Genomic DNA, 18,360 nt, shown 5'->3' with positions numbered 1-18,360 from the left:
GTCTTGTAATAACCTATCTGTGACTGGTACTTCTACTCCTGCGGTATGTTTTGGTCAAAGTAATGGAACTATTAATGCTACTGTAACTGGTGGCTCTGGTGACTTTACTTATGCTTGGGATACTATTACTAATACAACAACTTCAGTTAGTAACTTACCTGCTGGTGATTACACAATTACTGTTACCGATCAAATAACACTGTGTACTGCCAATACAACTATTACTATTAATGAACCTAATCAACTAAGTTCGGCTATTGCGGTTTCAAACATACTTTGTAAAGGTGAGCAAACTGGTGCTTTAGATTTAGCGGTTAATGGTGGAAATGGAAACTATACTTTCCTGTGGGATGACGCTAATGCTTCTACTACAGAAGACTTAATTAATGTACCTGCTGGTACCTATACCGTTATTATTACTGATGATAAAGGCTGTACCACTACTGACTCTGCTACTATACTAGAACCTGATACTAACGTTAACGCAACTATTGAGTCGCAAACTAATGTAGATTGTTTTAATGGTGATAATGGACAAGTAACTATTGTTGCTAATGGTGGAATTAGTCCTTACTCTTACTCTATTGATGCTGGAAATACATACCAAAACAATGGAACGTTTAGTAATCTAACGCAAGGCAATTATACTATTACCGTCTTAGATGCTAACGGATGTACTTTTGATCAAAACGTTATTATCACTCAACCGGATGCGGTGTTATCAGCTAGTATTAACTCACAAACAAACACAATATGTGGCTCTTCTAACGGATCTGCAACTATATTTGTAGAAGGAGGTACTGAACCATATGAGTATTTATGGAATGATAATTTAGCGCAAAATACAGCTACAGCAACTAACCTAGAAGCAAATACTTATAATGTAACAATAACAGATGCTAACAATTGTAGCATTACTTTACCTGTTACGATAACTAATTCATGTATTAACATCGTTAAAACAGGTGTCTATAATGATGAAAATCAAGATAATTGTTCTAATACAAATGAAACTATAACCTATACATTCACTGTCACTAACAACGGTAATACTCCTTTAGAGAACATTATTATTTCTGATCCTTTATTCGAAAATTCTAATCCGAATACAACTATTACTTTAGTTTCAGGTGATGTAAATTCAAATAATATTTTAGAACAGAATGAAACTTGGATGTATACAGCAAATTACGCAATAAATCAAACTCAAATCGATTCAGGTCAAGTAGAAAACCAAGCAACAGTTTCAGCAACAAATACTGATAACATTACTGTATCTGACATATCAGGAACTACAGTAGATACTGATAATACAACAGTAATTACACTTTGTACTTCTTCAGGAATCAATGTTGTTAAAACTGCTGCTATTGCTAATGGTGATACATGTTTAGCAGTTGATAGTCAAGTTACTTATACTTTTACCGTTACCAATACTGGTTCTGTATCTATTGATACTATTACTATCAACGATACATTACTTGGTGGTGATATTACTGCAGATGTTACTCTTGCTGGTGATACTAATAATGATAACATCTTACAGCCTACTGAAACTTGGACTTATACTGCTCCTGATTATACAGTTACTCAAGCAGATGTTGATGCTGGGACTATTACTAATACAGTAACTGTTAATGGTAATGACGTTTTAGATAATACTAATATAACGGATAACGATACTTACATCATAGATAACGATAATACAGAAGTAAGCTTCTGTGACCCTACAATTGGTATTAATATAGTCAAGACAGGTGTATTTAATAATGATAATGCAAACGAATGTAGTGAAATAGATGAAACCATATCTTACACTTTTACAATAACTAACACTGGTTCAATTTCATTAGAAAATGTAATCATTTCTGATCCACTATTAGAAAATGCGACTCCAAATGTCACTATAACTTATACCTCTGGAGATCTTGATAATAATGGTCATCTTGCTCCTACCGAGACATGGGTATATACAGCAACTTATTTAATTACACAATTAGATATTGATGCAACTGAAGTTATCAATACTGCAACCGTTTCAGCTGAAGATTTATTGAATGGAAATAATGTTAGTGATACAGACCAAATTACAACTGAACTAATTGAAGATATCACAGCTCCTAATGCAATTGATTGTGAAGTTTTAGATGAAACTATTGAATGTGATGGAAGTAATAACGAAACATTAGCGGAATCTTGGAACAATTCAAATCTTTCTGCTCTTGAAAATTGTGTTACAGATTCATGTGATGCTAACGTATTAATTACTTCTGATTTTAATTTTGATAATTTAGTAACAAATTGTGGATCAAATGGAACAATTGAAGTTATGTATACTTTAACTGATACTTCAGGAAACTTTAGTACGCTGACAGCTACATTAACAATAATTGATACTACAGGTCCTTCATTAGTAACTACTTTCGATTTACCAAATAGTGTCACTTGTTCAACTATTCCTGAAATACCAGAATTAGTATTTGAAGATGGTTGTTCTACTACAGATATGACAGTTGTATTTAATGAAACAACAGAGTTTACAGGAGATGAAGAAATCTATGATTTAGTTTGGACATGGACAGCAACAGATAATTGTGGTAATGATACTACTATTACTCATGTTACTAATGTATTAACAGAAAACTTTACGACTCCATTAAATGAAGAAAGATGTACTTTAGATGGGTTAATAGATTTATATGAATATTTACCTCTAGATGCTGATACCTCAATAGAATGGGACGTAGTAACGGATGATACAGAAATAACTGATGGAATATTTGATCCACTTGAAGTAGAATTAGGCGATTACGTATTTACTTACACAACTTCAAATGGCACTTGTTTAACATCATACGAGTTAACATTGACAATTAATGATGATTGTATAGTATTACCTTGTGGTGAAGATGATTTAAAAATATCTAAGGCTGTAACACCAAATGGAGATAATTACAACGAGACTTTTGTAGTTGGTGGACTTGAACAGTGTGGTTATATTATAGACATTAAAATTTTCAACAGATTTGGAGATATTGTTTTTAAATCTGCAGATTACCAAAACGATTGGAGTGGACAAAGTCCAAGTGGATCTATTGGATCTGCTGGACGTTTACCAAACGGAACATATTATTACGTAGTTAACATATTAGATAGTGGAATTGATACCCTAGCAGGACCTCTTTATTTAGGAACTAAATAAAACGATAAATGAAAAAAGTAAATATATATACTGTTGGTATATTGATTATGTTTAGTTGTACACAACTATTAGCACAGCAATTACCGCAATTTTCGCAATATATGTTTAATACAATCTCTATAAATCCTGCATATGCAGGAAGTAGAGAAACTATTAGTATTGTTGGATTACATAGAAGTCAATGGGTTGGCCTTGCTGGCGCACCAACAACTTCTACTATCTCTGCTCACGCACCTCTTAAAAATGAAAAAGTCGGACTTGGTTTATCTGTAATTAATGATGAGTTAGGTTATGAAAATTTTGTTTATGCTTATGGAGATTTTTCATATACAATACAAGTATCAGAAAAAACAAAATTAGCCTTAGGTTTAAAAGCAGGATTTACACATTATAATCTTGATCAAGAAGGTTTTCTTGATGACCCAACAGTATCAATAGATCCATTTTTTAGTAATTTTACAAATAGATGGAATCCTAATATTGGAGTTGGTGCTTACTTACACCAAAATAAATGGTATGTGGGACTTTCTGCACCTAGAATTTTAAATACTGATTATAACGAAAGTGATTTAGATCCAGAGATAGATTATATAGCTATTGAACGTGTTGGATATTATTTTACCGCTGGATATGTGTTAGATTTAAATGATAATCTTAAATTAAAGCCTTCTACACTAGTAAAAGTTACAAATGGAGCTCCTATTTCGTTTGATTTGAGTGCACATTTATTATTTGACGAAACATTTTGGTTAGGTGGAAGTTATAGATATAATTCAGATACTTCTACTTTAGGTGCTCTTGCAGATTTTCAGGTATCACCACAATTAAGAATTGGATATGCCTACGAACATTATATATCAGATTTAAGACCTTACACTGGTGGAACTCATGAAATACTACTAATGTTTGAGGTATTTAAACCAACAAAACGTGTAAAATCACCTAGATATTTTTAAAAAATGAAACTAAAAATAACTTTATATTTTTTTATATTCTTTTTAGTACAATTTACTACTGCACAAACAAAAGTTGCTGACAATTTTTTTAGAGATTATGCCTACGAAAAAGCTGCAGAACTTTACAAAGAAGCTTTAAAAAAAGAAGATAGTACTGAGCATATATTAACTAGAATTGGTGATAGCTACTTTAACACAAGTAGAGTTGAAAAGGCTGAATTTTGGTATAAAAAAGCAATTGATAAGTATCCAAAAATAAACTCAGAGTACATATATAAATATGTACAAACCTTAAGAAGTCAAAAAAAATATGATTTAGCAAATGATTATTTAAGAACATTTAATGAATCTAATAAGAGAGATAAACGTATTAAAGATATTGACAATTTTAATATCGAAAATTATAATCAGTTGACGAATACTGAAAAAGTTTATGTCGACATTCAAAACCTTGCGTTAAATACTGCCTATTCCGATTTTGGAGGTTATGAACACAATAATACATTGTACTTATACTCTACTTGGGTAAAAGATTCTATCACAAATAAAAAAGAACTTTATGAATGGAATAATGAACCTTTTTTAAATATTTTTCAATCTGAAATTAAAGTTGAAAATAAAGAAAAAAGTTTTGGAGAACCTGTAAAATTGAATTCTTCAGTAAATACAAAAGATGATCATGAAGGATTAGTAACAATTACTAATGATGGTCAAACTATATATTTTACAAGAAATAACGTTAATAAAAAAGAAAAACGTCGATACTCAAAAGAAGGTACATCCAATTTAAAAATTTACAAAGCAAGTAAATCCGATGATAGTTGGGATAATATAGTCGAACTTCCATTTAATAATGATGCTTACTCATGTGGTGCACCTGCTTTAAGTCCTGATAACAAAACATTATATTTTGTATCAGACATGGAAGGTGGTTTTGGACAAACCGATTTATATAAAGTTAATATTAAGTCAGATGGTACATATGGAACACCTGTAAATTTAGGAGCTGATATCAACACAGAAGGAAATGAAAAATTTCCGTTCGTAGCTAAAGATTCAACATTATATTTTTCTAGTGATGGAAACTTAAATTTAGGGTTACTAGATATTTTTGAATCTAATATTTTAAAAATTAAAGAAAACGATTCAACACAAGTGTATATTAAAAATCTTGGTGCACCTTATAACAGTTCGTTTGATGATTTTTGTTATTATATTGATTCAGAGACCCAAACAGGTTATTTCTCTTCAAATCGAGAAGGTGGAAAAGGAGGAGATGATATATATAGTTTTGGTAAATACGATTGTAAGCAATTAGTGTCTGGTGTTATGTATGATGAACTTACTAAAGAGCCATTAAATAAAGTAATGGTATCATTATTAGATGTTAATGGTAAAGTAATTGAAACTTTTTTTACTAAAGAAGATGGTAAGTATGAATTTAAAGAAATTGGTTGTGATAAAACCTACACCATCTTAGGAGAAAGAGTAGTTTATAAATCTGATATGAAAGATTTTGTAACCTCACCTAAAAATGAAGATAAACCTACAATTGATTTATACTTAAAGCCATTAATTATTGATAACGAAATAGTTATTAATCCAATTTATTTTGATTACGACAAGTCTAATATTAGACCTGATGCTGCTTATGAATTAGAAAATATTGTTGCGGTTATGAGAGAACATCCAAAGATGATTATTAAAGTTGAATCTCATACAGATAGTCGCGGTAGAGATAAATACAATTTAAAATTATCTGATAGACGTGCAAAATCAACCAGAGATTATCTATTTTCTAGAGGTATTGCAACAGACAGAATACAGAGTGCTATAGGTTATGGCGAATCCCAAATACTTAATGAGTGTAAAAACGGAGTGAAATGTACCGATAAAAAACATGAAGAAAATAGACGCTCTAAATTTATTATTACCAATCAGTATCAATAACCTCTGTTTAAATAATTACAAATCAATAGCTTAACAAAAAAGCCTTTCCAAATTTGGAAAGGCTTTTAAATATATACTGAATAAATTTTATCTTTTCATAAATATATTGGTAAAATACCACTTATTATTTTTACCTAATTCCGCAGAAATTTCAAAATCTGTGTAGTCTCCTTCAATATTACCTTTGTGTCCTTCACTATTTAACCATGCATTAACTACTGACTCAGCACTTGTAAAACCATAAGCAACATTTTCTGATACTTTAATAGCGTTAGCATTGTCTACTAAAAATGACTTTCTGCTAAAAAAATTATCATGATTTACTTCACTAACATCAACCATATATTCTGTATGAGAATACGCCTGACCTTTAATTAATTGGTGACTCTCTAAACTATTTAAACCAATACTAATTCTGTGTTGATTAATTAACTCCAAAATTTCAATTTCAATTGGTTTAGACTCAGGAATAACTAATGCATTAACATCCTGGTTAGGTTGATCTTCACTATCAGATGAGCAAGAAGACAATGTAATTGTAAAACAAATAACAGCAAGTAGGTAAGTAAAACGTCTCATTTTGTTGTGTTCTATTAGTTTGAGATCACTAAAGTAGAACACTACTACCTATAAAACTGTTAATATAATGTTAAAATCGATTAAAAACATGTATTTTAACGTTATTCAATGCATTTCATCGATGTTTTAATGTTTTTACTTACATCTTACCCGAAAAATTATGGCGATAATCGATTTTTAACCCAATTGAATTGAGCGTCTAAATCATATAAGATTCTGTCATGCAATCTATTAGGTCTTCCTTGCCAAAACTCGATAGAAATAGGCTTAACAATAAAACCTCCCCAAAAATCAGGTCTTTCTATAGTCTTACCCTCATAATCTACTTCTAATTGCTTTAGTTTTTGCTCTAAAACTATTCTGTTTTCAACAATACTGCTTTGGTTGGATGCAATTGCACCTAGTTGGCTACCTCGTGGTCTGGACTCAAAATATCCATCACTTAAATTATCTGCTATTTTAGTAGCTTTACCTTTAATAATAATTTGTCTTTCTGCTCCATGCCAAAAAAATGATAAACATACGTTAGGATTATGTTGTATAGCTTTTCCTTTTTCACTTTCGTAATTTGTATAAAAGATAAAACCTTCATAAGTAAACTTTTTAAGCAGCACTACTCTACTTTTAGGATATCCATCTATTCCTATTGTAGATAATGTCATTGCGTTAGTTTCATCTTCTGGAAAATGCTTGTCTACATCATTAAACCATGTTCTAAACAATTCAAAAGGATTTTCTGGAGTGTCCTTAAGGAGTAGTTCTCCTTTTTCGTAAGATTTTCTATAGTTACTTAAGTCTTTTTCCATGACTGTAATTTATATATTTAAAAGAATTTTTACTATTTTAGTATATGGTTTATTCACAAATACTACTTAGTTTAATTTTAATTATTACTGGTTATTTAGTTAAAAAATATCCTGAATTAATTGCTGGTTATAACACATTACCAAAAGACAAAAAAGCTAAGATTGATATTGTTAGTTTATCCAACTTTTTAAAACGTTTGCTTATAGGTTTAGGTGTCTTTTGTATTATTAATTATGCAATATTAACAATGTGTTTAATTAGAGATAGTACAATTATGTATTGTAATACAATAATTATTGTTTTGGTTATTATTGTTGGTTTGATAATGGTTAATAAGCGTTTTAAACTTTAAAACTCAAATATTTTACCATCATCACCTAACTTAACGTTATCAAATATTGTTTGAGCTTCTTCTTTAAAAACATTTAAATCCGAATATCTTGTAGAATAATGTCCTAATATTAATTGCCCAACATTAGCTTGTTTAGCTATACTTGCAGCTTGTTTAGCTGTACTATGTTTTGTTGGTGCTGCTAACTTAGCGTGTTGTTCTAAAAATGTGGATTCATGATATAATACATCTACTTCATCAATAATTGGTACTATAGCTTCGTTGTAAGCTGTATCACTACAAAAAGCATAGCTTTTAGGCTTATTTGGAGGAAAAGTGACTGCATCATTTTTAATTAACGTACCAGCTTCATTTGTTACGTCAAAGCCTTGTTTTAATTTACGATAATAAGATACATCAATGCTACTATTTAATACAGCGTTCATGTTTAACTTACGCTCTCCTTCTTTTTCTTTAAATAAAAATCCATTAGTATATACGCGATGATCCAATGGTATGGTTTGGACAGTAACTTTTTGATCTTCAAAAATAATTTCAGAAGATTTACTTGTTAATTCATGAAAATACAGATTATAATTGGTCCATGAATTAGACAATTTCATCTGAAGTGTTATTACTTCTTTTAATCCTTTAGGAGCATAAATATGTAAATCTGTATCACGTCCCAATAATCTAAAAGTTGAAATTAGACCAACTAAACCAAAAAAATGATCACCATGTAAATGCGAAATAAAAATGTGTTTAATACGGTTAAACTTAACTTTATTTTTTCGTAATTGTACCTGAGTACCTTCTCCACAATCAATTAAAAAAATATGATTGTTTATTTCTAAAACTTGAGCAGTTGGATTAGTAAATGTACGTGGTGTTGCACTGTAACAGCCTAGAATATTTAATTTCATTATTTAAAATCCTAAATCACGTTCCATATCTTCCATTTCAATAATATCATAGGCTTCTTGTAAAGTTGGTACTATGATAATTTCATCAGGAGTTTTATCTACATCAATACCTTCGTTTACAATTACAAATGAATGTTTTGCTGAACGATGTTGATTTGACAATCTTAAAAATTCTATTATTTTTTCTAAGGAAATTGGTGTACCTGTGTTTAAATTAACAATAATATTATTGTTTTTATATTTTGGGTACAACGTTTCAATTTTTTTAACCAATTCTATAACCGAAGCATTTTCTTGGGTAATTATGGTCGTATTTTCGTTTTGATCTATAATCATAATTATTGTTTTATTTTAGAGGCTAACAAGTAGATTACTGCCATCCTTACTGCTACTCCATTTTGTACTTGATCTAATATAATAGCTTGTTTTGAGTCTGCAACATCACTAGTAATTTCCACACCTCTGTTAATTGGTCCTGGATGCATAATAGTAATCTCTTTGTCAAGACTGTCTAAAAGTGCTTTATTAACTCCAAATTGTTGAGTATATTCTCTGGTTGATGGAAAGTAACTAATATCCATACGTTCGTTTTGAACACGTAACATATTTGCAACATCACACCAATTTAATGCTTTTCTCAAATTGGTTTCAACCGTTACTCCCAATTTTTCAATATGTTTAGGTAATAATGTCTTTGGTCCACAAACCATAACATTAGCACCTTGTAATTTTAATGCGTATATATTAGATAATGCTACACGACTGTGCAAAATATCTCCAACTATAACTACATTTTTTCCTTTAACTTCCCCTAATCGTTCTCTTATTGAATAACTATCTAATAAGGCTTGGGTTGGATGCTCATGTGCACCATCACCTGCATTAATTATACTTGCGTTAACATGCTTAGATAAAAACACACCTGCTCCTGGATTTGGATGACGCATGACTACCATATCCACTTTCATGGATAATATATTATTTACTGTATCTATTAAAGTTTCTCCTTTTTTGACTGAAGACTGAGATGCTGAAAAATTAATCACGTCAGCAGATAAACGTTTTTCTGCTAATTCAAAAGACAATTTGGTACGAGTCGAGTTTTCAAAAAATAAATTGGCAATTGTAATATCACGTAATGAAGGTACTTTTTTAATCGGACGATTAATCACCTCTTTAAAATGATCGGCTGTTTTAAAAATAAGCTCAATATCTTGTTTGTTAAGATATTTAATTCCTAATAAGTGATTGACACTTAACTCGCTCATAGTATTTAGTATTCTAGTGGTAAAATTAATTACCTGTTAGTCAATTAATTTAATGTAACCCTAATTTTGTATTAAGTAAACTGCATCTTCACCCTCATTTTCTAACCAATTTACTTTTACTTTCTCGTTATTTATAGCATCTACCTGACGTCCTCTATAATTTGGTTGTATAGGCAAGTGTCTACTAAAACGTCTGTCTATTAGTGTAAGTAGTTCAATCTCGGTTGGTCTTCCAAAAGACTGTATTGCTGTTAATGCTGCGCGTATGCTACGTCCTGTGTGTAAAACATCATCTATAAAAACAACTTTTTTATCCTCGACGTGTACATTTATTTCTGTACTATTAGCCTCTAAAGTTTTTTCACCTCTTCTAAAATCATCACGATAAAATGTAATGTCTAAATGACCTAATTGTAAATTCTTGATTTTATACTCATCTTTAAGCATTCCAGCCAAACGATTTGCCAAATATTTTCCTCTTGGTTGCAAACCAATTAATACGGTATTTGAAAAATCATTATGATTTTCGATGAGCTGACAAGCCAATCTGTGTAGTATAATATTGACTTCTGTAGCATTAAGTAGCACTTTTTGACTCATAGTGTTCCAAACGGGTTTGGTTAACAAAGTTAAGCTAAAAAATCAGTGTTTGCAATTACTGAAGTAATAGTTAAAAGTTTTTATATAAAAAAAACAGAAAGCTATTTACTTTCTGTTTTTTTTATTGATTATAATAATTAAAATATAGTGTTTATTGTTTTATAAATTTTAAAGTTTTAAAGGTATTGTTATTTGACATTTTAAGAATATATACTCCTTTTGCTAAATCAGAAATATTAATAGTTTCTATATATTTATGATCCTTTTTTTGGAGCACTTTTTTTCCTAAAATATTATATACTTCATATTGTTTAAAACTTGTATTATTAGTAATCTTAATAAGATCTTGTTTTACAAAGTAATTGAGTTTAGGGTCTTGGATACTTAAGTTATTATCCAATGAGGTATTAATAATACTAGAATTGACAGAAGCAGTAGTATTACTTTCTGTCATAAAATAGCTAGTTCTACCTATCGTTGAAAAGGATATTATTAAGAGCAATAAAAAAATTAAAGTAGTTTTTTGCATATAATCACTGTGTTATCATTCTAAAGGTAAGGTAATTACAAATAAAAAACTATTAAATATAAAAAACTTTAACATTTAATCTTGTTATTGTGGACTTAATCGTTATTATTCATTATTTCAATTTAAAAATTGAAATAGGATAATTTACAAATGTTATATAAAATAAAAAAACCTCTCATTGCTGAGAGGCTTTTTAAATATAAGATATAAACTTAAAGCTTATGCTTTACCGTCCATTTTATCTTTTAACGCTTGTAAAGCTTCGTTAGCATCACCTAAAGTAGGTTTAGACTCTTCAGCTTGAGCAGCAGCTTTCTTAGCAGCAGCTTTTACATTTGCCATTTCTTCTGCTTTGAATATAGCAGTGTGAGAAGCAACAACACGTTTGAATTCTTTGTTAAATTCGATAATCTTGAATTCTGCAGAATCACCTTTCTTTAACATCTTACCGTCTTCTTTTTCAAGGTGACGAGAAGGTACAAAAGCAACGATATCTTCGTTAAATTCAATAGTAGCTCCTTTATCTACAACATCAGCGATTTCAGCTGTGTGAGTTGTATCTAAAGCAAACTCAGTTTCGTATTTATCCCAAGGGTTTTCAGTTGTTTGTTTGTGACCTAAAGATAATTTACGTCCTTCAACATCTAACTCTAATACAACAACATCTAATTTGTCTCCTACGTTACAGAACTCAGATGGGTGTTTGATTTTCTTAGTCCAAGATAAGTCAGAGATGTAAATTAATCCATCAATACCTTCTTCTAATTCAACAAATACTCCAAAGTTTGTAAAGTTACGTACAATACCTGTGTGCTTAGAACCTACTGGGTATTTAGTTGTAATATCTGTCCAAGGATCTGCAGATAATTGCTTGATACCTAATGACATTTTACGATCTTCTCTGTCTAATGTTAAGATAACTGCATCAATTTCGTCTCCAACTTTTACAAAGTCGTTAGCCGAACGTAAGTGAGTAGACCATGACATTTCTGACACGTGTACTAAACCTTCAACACCTTCTGCAACTTCGATAAATGCACCATAATCAGCGATTACAACAACTTTACCTTTTACTTTATCTCCAACAGCAACAGTTTCACCTAATGCATCCCATGGATGTTTAGATAATTGTTTAAGACCTAATTGGATTCTAGACTTATCTTCATCAAAGTCTAAGATTACAACATTTAATTTTTGATCTAACTCAACAATCTCATTTGGATGGTTGATACGAGACCAAGATAAATCTGTAATGTGAACTAATCCATCAACTCCTCCAAGATCAATAAATACACCATAAGAAGTAATGTTTTTAACAACACCTTCTAGTACTTGACCTTTTTCTAATTGACCGATAATTTCTTTCTTTTGCTCTTCAATATCAGCTTCAATTAAAGCTTTATGAGATACTACTACGTTTTTGAATTCGTGGTTGATTTTCACCACTTTAAATTCCATAGTTTTGTTTACGTACTGATCGTAATCTCTAATAGGCTTAACATCGATTTGAGATCCTGGTAAGAAAGCTTCAATACCAAATACATCTACAATCATACCACCTTTAGTACGACACTTTACAAAACCGTTTACGATTTCTCCAGTTTCGTTAGCTTTGATTACTCTGTCCCAAGCCTTAATTACACGAGCTTTTCTGTGAGATAATACTAATTGTCCTGTTGCGTCTTCACGTACATCAATTAATACCTCAACTTTGTCTCCTACTTTTAAGTCTGGATTGTATCTAAATTCGTTTAATGAAATTACACCTTCAGATTTTGCATTGATGTCAATGATTGCATCACGATCTGTAATATGAATTACTTCTCCTTCTACAACTTCATCATCTAAAGTGTCTACGAAATTTTCTGATACTAATTTTTCAAATTCTTTTAATTGAGAATCTTCAACCTCATCAATACCTTCTTGGTAGTTGTGCCAGTTAAACTCAGCTAAGAATTTTTCAGGGTTTGCTTGTGCTTCAGATATTACTGGAGCGTCTTGTTTTGCTGTTGCTGCTGCTTGAGCTTCAACTTCTGCTTGTTTTGCTTTTTCAGCCATTGCAGATAATAATTTGTATTCTGTTGTGTTTAAGAAGATTAGATGCGCTAACACACAGAAGTGTTATAAATAAAATTGTTTTAGTCCCTTCCTATCTTTCTTATATGCGCTAAAAAGGTGTGCAAAAATACTACTTTTTAATCATACTGCCTAATGGTTATTAAAAAATATTAAAATACTGATTTTTAATACTTTAAAATATTCTAATAAAACACATTTAAAACACTTTAACCGACAAAACAAACACTTTATCTAACTTTTAACAAAAGTAATATTTTGTTAATATTTCTGCTATATTAATTACTATCTTTAAACTGATTAATAAATTAAAACAAATATTTTATGGCTGTAAGAGCAAAATATCAAGGTGTACTTGATTTAGGAGAAAAATTAAATATCGCTAACGGAAACGTTACTGAAGAGAATGGTGTATTAAAAGTTAAAGGAACTGCTGCTACACAATATGAGAAAAACCTTATTTGGGATGCTATCAAAGAAGCTGGTGGAGATAGCCCTTCTGACATATTAGCTAATATTGAAGTTGCAGATGAGTCTGTTTATGCTAGACATACTGTTGTTGGTGGAGATACTTTAGGTAAAATTGCTAAACATTACTATGGTAATGCTGCTAAATACACTGCTATTTTTGAAGCTAATAAAGATATCTTAGATAATCCTGACATGATCAAAGTAGATCAAGAATTAAAAATACCTAACTTATAGGCTTATTATAAGTAACTAAAAAAGCGAATTGATAGTTAATTATCAATTCGCTTTTTTTATGTTTTAATATTTAGTCTTTAACTACTAACTGTTTTTGTTACTAAATCTAAAACTTTATCAAACTGATCTTTTAAAGTGAGATCAGAATTATCAATCTCTATGGCATCGTCTGCCTTTACTAAAGGAGAATCCTCTCTGTGACTATCAATATAATCACGCTCTTGGACATTACGTAAAACATCTTCATAATCAACCTCATCACCACGACTTACCAACTCATCAAAACGTCGTTTAGCACGTTTATCTGCTGAAGCTGTCATAAATATTTTTAGTTCTGCATAAGGAAAAACGACTGTACCAATATCACGACCATCCATAACAACACCTTTATCTTTGCCCATTTGTTGTTGTTGTTTTACTAACTGATAACGGACTTCAGGAATTGCTGCAACTTTACTAACAAAACTAGATACTTCAAGTGTTCTTATTTGATGTTCTACATTGTTTCCGTTTAAATACACTTCTGCAAAACCTAATTTTGGATTAAACTGAAAGTTAATTGTAATAGCATCTAAATGCGACACTAAAGCAACCACATCAAACTGATTATTATCAATCCATCCATTTTGCATAGTAAATAATGTAACAGCTCTATACATAGCTCCTGTATCTACATATACATATCCTAAATGTTTTGCTAATTGTTTGGCTACAGTACTTTTTCCTGTAGATGAAAAACCGTCTATTGCTATGGTTATTTTTTGCACTTATATTATTTTAGATTGCAAAAGTAGGAATTATAATTCGGAAAAATAAGCTTGACTTTAAGGGCTTTACTAATTGATTGAAAAAGGAGAAAGTCCACTTGAATAATGATATTCAAAATCAATGATTTCTCCTGTATCTATAGTATCACGACCTATAAGATAATAGGTTGTGCCTGTATGAAGGTGAGAAAACTTTTTTGCTTTATGAAAAGTAATAGTTTCGCCTGGTTTATAAACTTTGACAGATTTTATGTCTTCCCTGTCGTAATCTGAAGCTTCGTTTAGATTTAAACTATAATACGAAAACCTTATTTTAGTATCAGACCATTGTATGGTTGCATAATCATCTAATTTGAAAGGAATATTCAAATATTCTGAATAAGGTTTAATACCTGAAACATCTTCTTTCTTCTCATATATTAATGTGAAAAAAATAACACCTACACCTAAAATGAAACAAGCTAAGGCTACCTGTAAAAACTTTATTATAAATTTTGAATCGATAGCCATAGTCAATATCTATTTTGTCAAGTTAGAGACAATGTCTTTTATTGGTAAAATTTCTTTTGTATGCTCGATACTAGGACCTGCAACCCAAACCGTTTTATAAGTCGCCTTTTTAGCTGCTTTTTCTGTAGCTTTCATTCCTATTGAAAAACGAATCATTTTAACCCATTTTTTCAATTTTTTATTTTTATTTAATACACGTTCTAACCACGTTTGTTTAGTCCCTATTTTCTGTAAGTAAGGTGTATTAATAACTGTACACGGTGTACCAGAGATACGTTCTGTCATTATAATGTCTTCTGCTCCATAATCAACACATGCCTGCTTATACTCATCTGTAACACCTGCTTCTACTGATGCTATAAAAGGACTACCTACAGATACACCTTCTGCTCCATAACTAAGCATGATATCAATATCTGTTTTACATCCTACTCCACCTGCTGAAATCACTGGTATACTTAAAGCTTTACTTAATTGACTAGTTAATTCTTGTGGAGAGATGTTTCCTCTGTGTCCACCTGCTTGATTGTTAACTGCTATCGCAGCATCTGCTCCTAATTGTTCTACCTTTTTAGCAAAACGTAAATCCGTAACATCACAAAACACTTTTATTCCTGCTTTATGCGCTTGATTAATGGTTTCTTCTGGACTACCTAAAGATGTTATAATAAAATCACATCCTTCTTCACACAACACTCTAAGTTGGTCTTTATATTTAATATTAGATTTATTAACTATTAAATTAAATCCAAAAGATCCTCCTTCAACTTTATTAGCTTTTAATTGCTTAATTGCAGCTTTTAGCTCTTCTAAAGTACGATAATTTAACGCAGGAATACAACCTGCAACACCTGCTTTCATTCCCTCTGTTACCATAGCAACATTAGACACTAAAAACATTGGTGCTTGTATTATAGGATATTTTATATTTAATAGTTGAGTTAATTTAGTTTCCATTGTTCAGTTTATTATATATACAAATATATGAATAAATTTATTATGCATGCATAGTTTTTTTTCATGATTGAAAACAAAAAAACGCAATCAAATTAATGATTGCGTTTTAAATATTATGCGATTCTGATATTTAATCAGATCTATAATTATTTTACTTCTTCAAAGTCTACATCTTCAACATCGTTTCCTTCTGCTGAGTTGTCTGCTCCTGCTCCTGCATCTGGACCTGGCTGACCACCTTGTGCTTCTGCTTGAGCTTTATACATTTCCTCACTTGCTACTTTCCAAGCTTCGTTAATTTTTTCTAACGCTGGCTCGATAACAGCAAGATCTTTACTTTCGTAAGCTGTTTTTAATTCTGCTAAAGCTGCTTCAATTGGTGCTTTTTTATCATCAGATAATTTATCACCAAATTCTTTTAATTGATTTTCTGTTTGGAAAATCATAGAGTCAGCCTCATTTAATTTTTTAGCTGTTTCTGCTGCTTTTTCATCTGCTTCAGCATTTGCTTCAGCATCAGCTTTCATTTTTTGAATTTCTTCTTCAGTTAAACCAGAAGACGCTTCAATACGAATATCTTGAGATTTTCCTGTAGCTTTATCTGTAGCAGATACTTTAATAATTCCGTTAGCATCAATATCAAAAGTTACTTCAATTTGAGGTGTTCCTCTTTGTGCTGGTGGAAGACCATCTAAATGGAAACGTCCAATTGTTTTATTATCTGCTGCCATAGCACGTTCACCTTGTAATACGTGAATCTCTACTGATGGTTGGTTATCTGCTGCTGTTGAGAAAACCTGAGACTTTTTAGTTGGTATTGTTGTATTTGCTTCAATTAACTTAGTAAATACATTACCCATAGTTTCGATACCTAATGATAAAGGTGTAACGTCTAATAGTAATACATCTTTTACATCTCCAGTTAAAACTCCTCCTTGGATTCCTGCTCCTAAAGATACTACCTCATCTGGGTTTACTCCTTTACTTGGTGCTTTTCCAAAAAATGCTTCTACTGCTTTTTGTACTGCTGGTATACGTGTAGATCCACCTACTAAAATAACTTCGTCAATATCAGATTTTGATAAACCTGCAGATTTCAATGCAGTTTGACATGGCTCAATAGTACGTTTTACTAAATCGTCAATTAATTGTTCAAATTTACTACGTGTTAAAGTACGTACTAAGTGTTTTGGTCCACTAGCTGTAGCTGTAATGTATGGTAAATTGATTTCTGTTTGCTCAGAAGATGATAATTCAATCTTAGCTTTTTCTGCAGCTTCCTTAACACGTTGTAAAGACATTGGATCTTCTCTTAAATCCATTCCTTCTTCGTTTTTAAACTCGTCTGCTAACCAGTCAATAATTTTTTGATCAACGTCATCTCCTCCTAAGTGCGTATCTCCATCTGTAGATAATACTTCAAATACACCATCACCTAATTCTAGGATAGATACATCATGCGTACCACCACCAAAGTCAAATACAACTATTTTTTGGTCTGTACCTTTTTTGTCCATACCGTAAGCTAATGCTGCTGCAGTAGGCTCGTTAATAATACGACGTACTTTAAGTCCTGCAATTTCACCTGCTTCTTTAGTAGCTTGTCTTTGCGAGTCATTAAAATATGCTGGTACTGTAATTACTGCTTCAGATACATCTTGACCTAAGTAGTCTTCAGCAGTTTTTTTCATTTTTTGTAATACCATTGCAGATAATTCTTGTGGTGTGTATAAACGACCATCAATATCAACACGTGGTGTGTCATTATCTCCTTTTACTACTTTGTAAGGTACACGTTCTGCTTCTTTTTTAGATTCAGAATATTTGTTACCCATAAAACGTTTAATAGAATAAACTGTTTTTGTTGGGTTTGTTACTGCTTGTCTTTTAGCTGGATCTCCAACTTTAATTTCGCCTCCTTCTACAAAAGCGATAACTGAAGGTGTCGTACGTTTACCTTCTGCGTTTGGGATAACAACAGCTTCATTACCTTCCATTACAGAAACGCATGAATTTGTTGTTCCTAAATCGATTCCAATAATCTTACTCATAATTTTATATATTTTTTATTTTGTGTTGTAACTATTACGGTTTCAATAAGTCAATGATTATGCCAAGACAATAGGACTGACACGATGTCATAATCACTTTTAAAATCTATTTCTTTTTAATATTAATATGTGATACAAAAAACTATATT

General features: G+C 31.0%; 17 protein-coding genes. 5 read left to right on the top strand and 12 right to left on the bottom strand.

The features are described 5' to 3' along the window. The 3 genes from JAO71_RS13410 to JAO71_RS13400 form a co-directional block, all read left to right on the top strand. Positions 1 to 3,202: DUF7507 domain-containing protein (locus JAO71_RS13410; RefSeq protein ID WP_203001316.1), on the top strand; the 3,202-nt coding region annotated here is incomplete at its 5' end. 8 nt (positions 3,203 to 3,210) lie between these two features. After that, positions 3,211 to 4,158 carry a PorP/SprF family type IX secretion system membrane protein gene (locus tag JAO71_RS13405; protein WP_203001314.1) on the top strand — a complete coding sequence of 316 codons (948 nt, stop codon included), beginning with the start codon at positions 3,211 to 3,213 and terminating at the stop codon, positions 4,156 to 4,158. A 3-nt stretch (positions 4,159 to 4,161) separates the two neighbouring features. Then, entirely contained in the window at positions 4,162 to 6,108 is a 1,947-nt protein-coding gene (locus JAO71_RS13400; RefSeq protein WP_203001312.1) for an OmpA family protein, read from the top strand. Positions 6,109 to 6,195: 87 nt separating this feature from the next. Here JAO71_RS13400 and JAO71_RS13395 read toward each other — a convergent pair whose 3' ends face one another. Both JAO71_RS13395 and pdxH read right to left on the bottom strand, forming a co-directional pair. Continuing rightward, positions 6,196 to 6,687: a CAP domain-containing protein gene (locus JAO71_RS13395; protein WP_203001310.1), complete on the bottom strand. Its 492-nt coding sequence runs from the start codon at positions 6,685 to 6,687 to the stop codon at positions 6,196 to 6,198. A gap of 158 nt (positions 6,688 to 6,845) precedes the next feature. Beyond that, positions 6,846 to 7,493, bottom strand: coding sequence for a pyridoxamine 5'-phosphate oxidase (pdxH, locus tag JAO71_RS13390; RefSeq protein WP_203001308.1), 648 nt, complete (start codon positions 7,491 to 7,493; stop codon positions 6,846 to 6,848). Positions 7,494 to 7,537: 44 nt separating this feature from the next. On the opposite strand from pdxH, the gene JAO71_RS13385 reads away from it, so the two are divergent. Continuing rightward, a complete protein-coding gene (locus JAO71_RS13385) occupies positions 7,538 to 7,846 on the top strand; it encodes a DUF3784 domain-containing protein (RefSeq protein WP_116822650.1) in 309 nt (102 codons plus the stop codon). Here the strand turns inward: JAO71_RS13385 and JAO71_RS13380 are convergent. The 6 genes from JAO71_RS13380 to rpsA form a co-directional block, all read right to left on the bottom strand. Further along, positions 7,843 to 8,748: a ribonuclease Z gene (locus JAO71_RS13380; protein WP_116822649.1), complete on the bottom strand. Its 906-nt coding sequence runs from the start codon at positions 8,746 to 8,748 to the stop codon at positions 7,843 to 7,845. The genes JAO71_RS13385 and JAO71_RS13380 overlap by 4 nt on opposite strands. Before the next feature lie 3 nt (positions 8,749 to 8,751). Next, a complete protein-coding gene (locus JAO71_RS13375) occupies positions 8,752 to 9,084 on the bottom strand; it encodes a hypothetical protein (protein ID WP_028290772.1) in 333 nt (110 codons plus the stop codon). Between the two features lie 2 nt (positions 9,085 to 9,086). Next, positions 9,087 to 10,016, bottom strand: a complete 930-nt coding sequence (locus tag JAO71_RS13370) for an aspartate carbamoyltransferase catalytic subunit (protein ID WP_054850890.1) — start codon at positions 10,014 to 10,016, stop codon at positions 9,087 to 9,089. A gap of 60 nt (positions 10,017 to 10,076) precedes the next feature. Continuing rightward, on the bottom strand, positions 10,077 to 10,616 hold the full coding sequence (gene pyrR / locus JAO71_RS13365; protein WP_116822648.1) for a bifunctional pyr operon transcriptional regulator/uracil phosphoribosyltransferase PyrR: 540 nt from the start codon (positions 10,614 to 10,616) through the stop codon (positions 10,077 to 10,079). A 151-nt stretch (positions 10,617 to 10,767) separates the two neighbouring features. Continuing rightward, positions 10,768 to 11,070, bottom strand: coding sequence for a T9SS type A sorting domain-containing protein (locus JAO71_RS13360; protein ID WP_162874821.1), 303 nt, complete (start codon positions 11,068 to 11,070; stop codon positions 10,768 to 10,770). A 294-nt stretch (positions 11,071 to 11,364) separates the two neighbouring features. Then, a complete protein-coding gene (gene rpsA, locus JAO71_RS13355; RefSeq protein WP_028290776.1) occupies positions 11,365 to 13,203 on the bottom strand; it encodes a 30S ribosomal protein S1 in 1,839 nt (612 codons plus the stop codon). 342 nt (positions 13,204 to 13,545) lie between these two features. On the opposite strand from rpsA, the gene JAO71_RS13350 reads away from it, so the two are divergent. Beyond that, positions 13,546 to 13,926, top strand: a complete 381-nt coding sequence (locus JAO71_RS13350; RefSeq protein WP_116822646.1) for a LysM peptidoglycan-binding domain-containing protein — start codon at positions 13,546 to 13,548, stop codon at positions 13,924 to 13,926. A gap of 77 nt (positions 13,927 to 14,003) precedes the next feature. Here the strand turns inward: JAO71_RS13350 and cmk are convergent, their stop codons facing one another. The 4 genes from cmk to dnaK all read right to left on the bottom strand — a co-directional run bounded on the left by cmk (position 14,004) and on the right by dnaK (position 18,211). Beyond that, positions 14,004 to 14,693 (bottom strand): (d)CMP kinase, encoded by a 690-nt coding sequence (gene cmk, locus JAO71_RS13345; RefSeq protein ID WP_116822645.1) that lies wholly within the window; start codon positions 14,691 to 14,693, stop codon positions 14,004 to 14,006. A gap of 69 nt (positions 14,694 to 14,762) precedes the next feature. After that, a complete protein-coding gene (locus tag JAO71_RS13340; RefSeq protein ID WP_203001306.1) occupies positions 14,763 to 15,203 on the bottom strand; it encodes a hypothetical protein in 441 nt (146 codons plus the stop codon). Between the two features lie 9 nt (positions 15,204 to 15,212). Further along, the gene (locus JAO71_RS13335) at positions 15,213 to 16,160 is read right to left on the bottom strand and encodes an NAD(P)H-dependent flavin oxidoreductase (protein ID WP_203001304.1); all 948 of its coding nucleotides are present in this window, start codon (positions 16,158 to 16,160) and stop codon (positions 15,213 to 15,215) included. Positions 16,161 to 16,306: 146 nt separating this feature from the next. After that, entirely contained in the window at positions 16,307 to 18,211 is a 1,905-nt protein-coding gene (gene dnaK, locus JAO71_RS13330) for a molecular chaperone DnaK (RefSeq protein WP_028290782.1), read from the bottom strand. Positions 18,212 to 18,360: the final 149 nt, after the last annotated feature.

Origin of the sequence: Olleya sediminilitoris, assembly GCF_016785945.1 — a bacterium.
Classification (GTDB): domain Bacteria; phylum Bacteroidota; class Bacteroidia; order Flavobacteriales; family Flavobacteriaceae; genus Olleya; species Olleya sediminilitoris.
The sequence above is the reverse complement of the archived record's forward strand: the minus strand, read 5'-3'. Positions and strand labels throughout refer to the sequence as shown.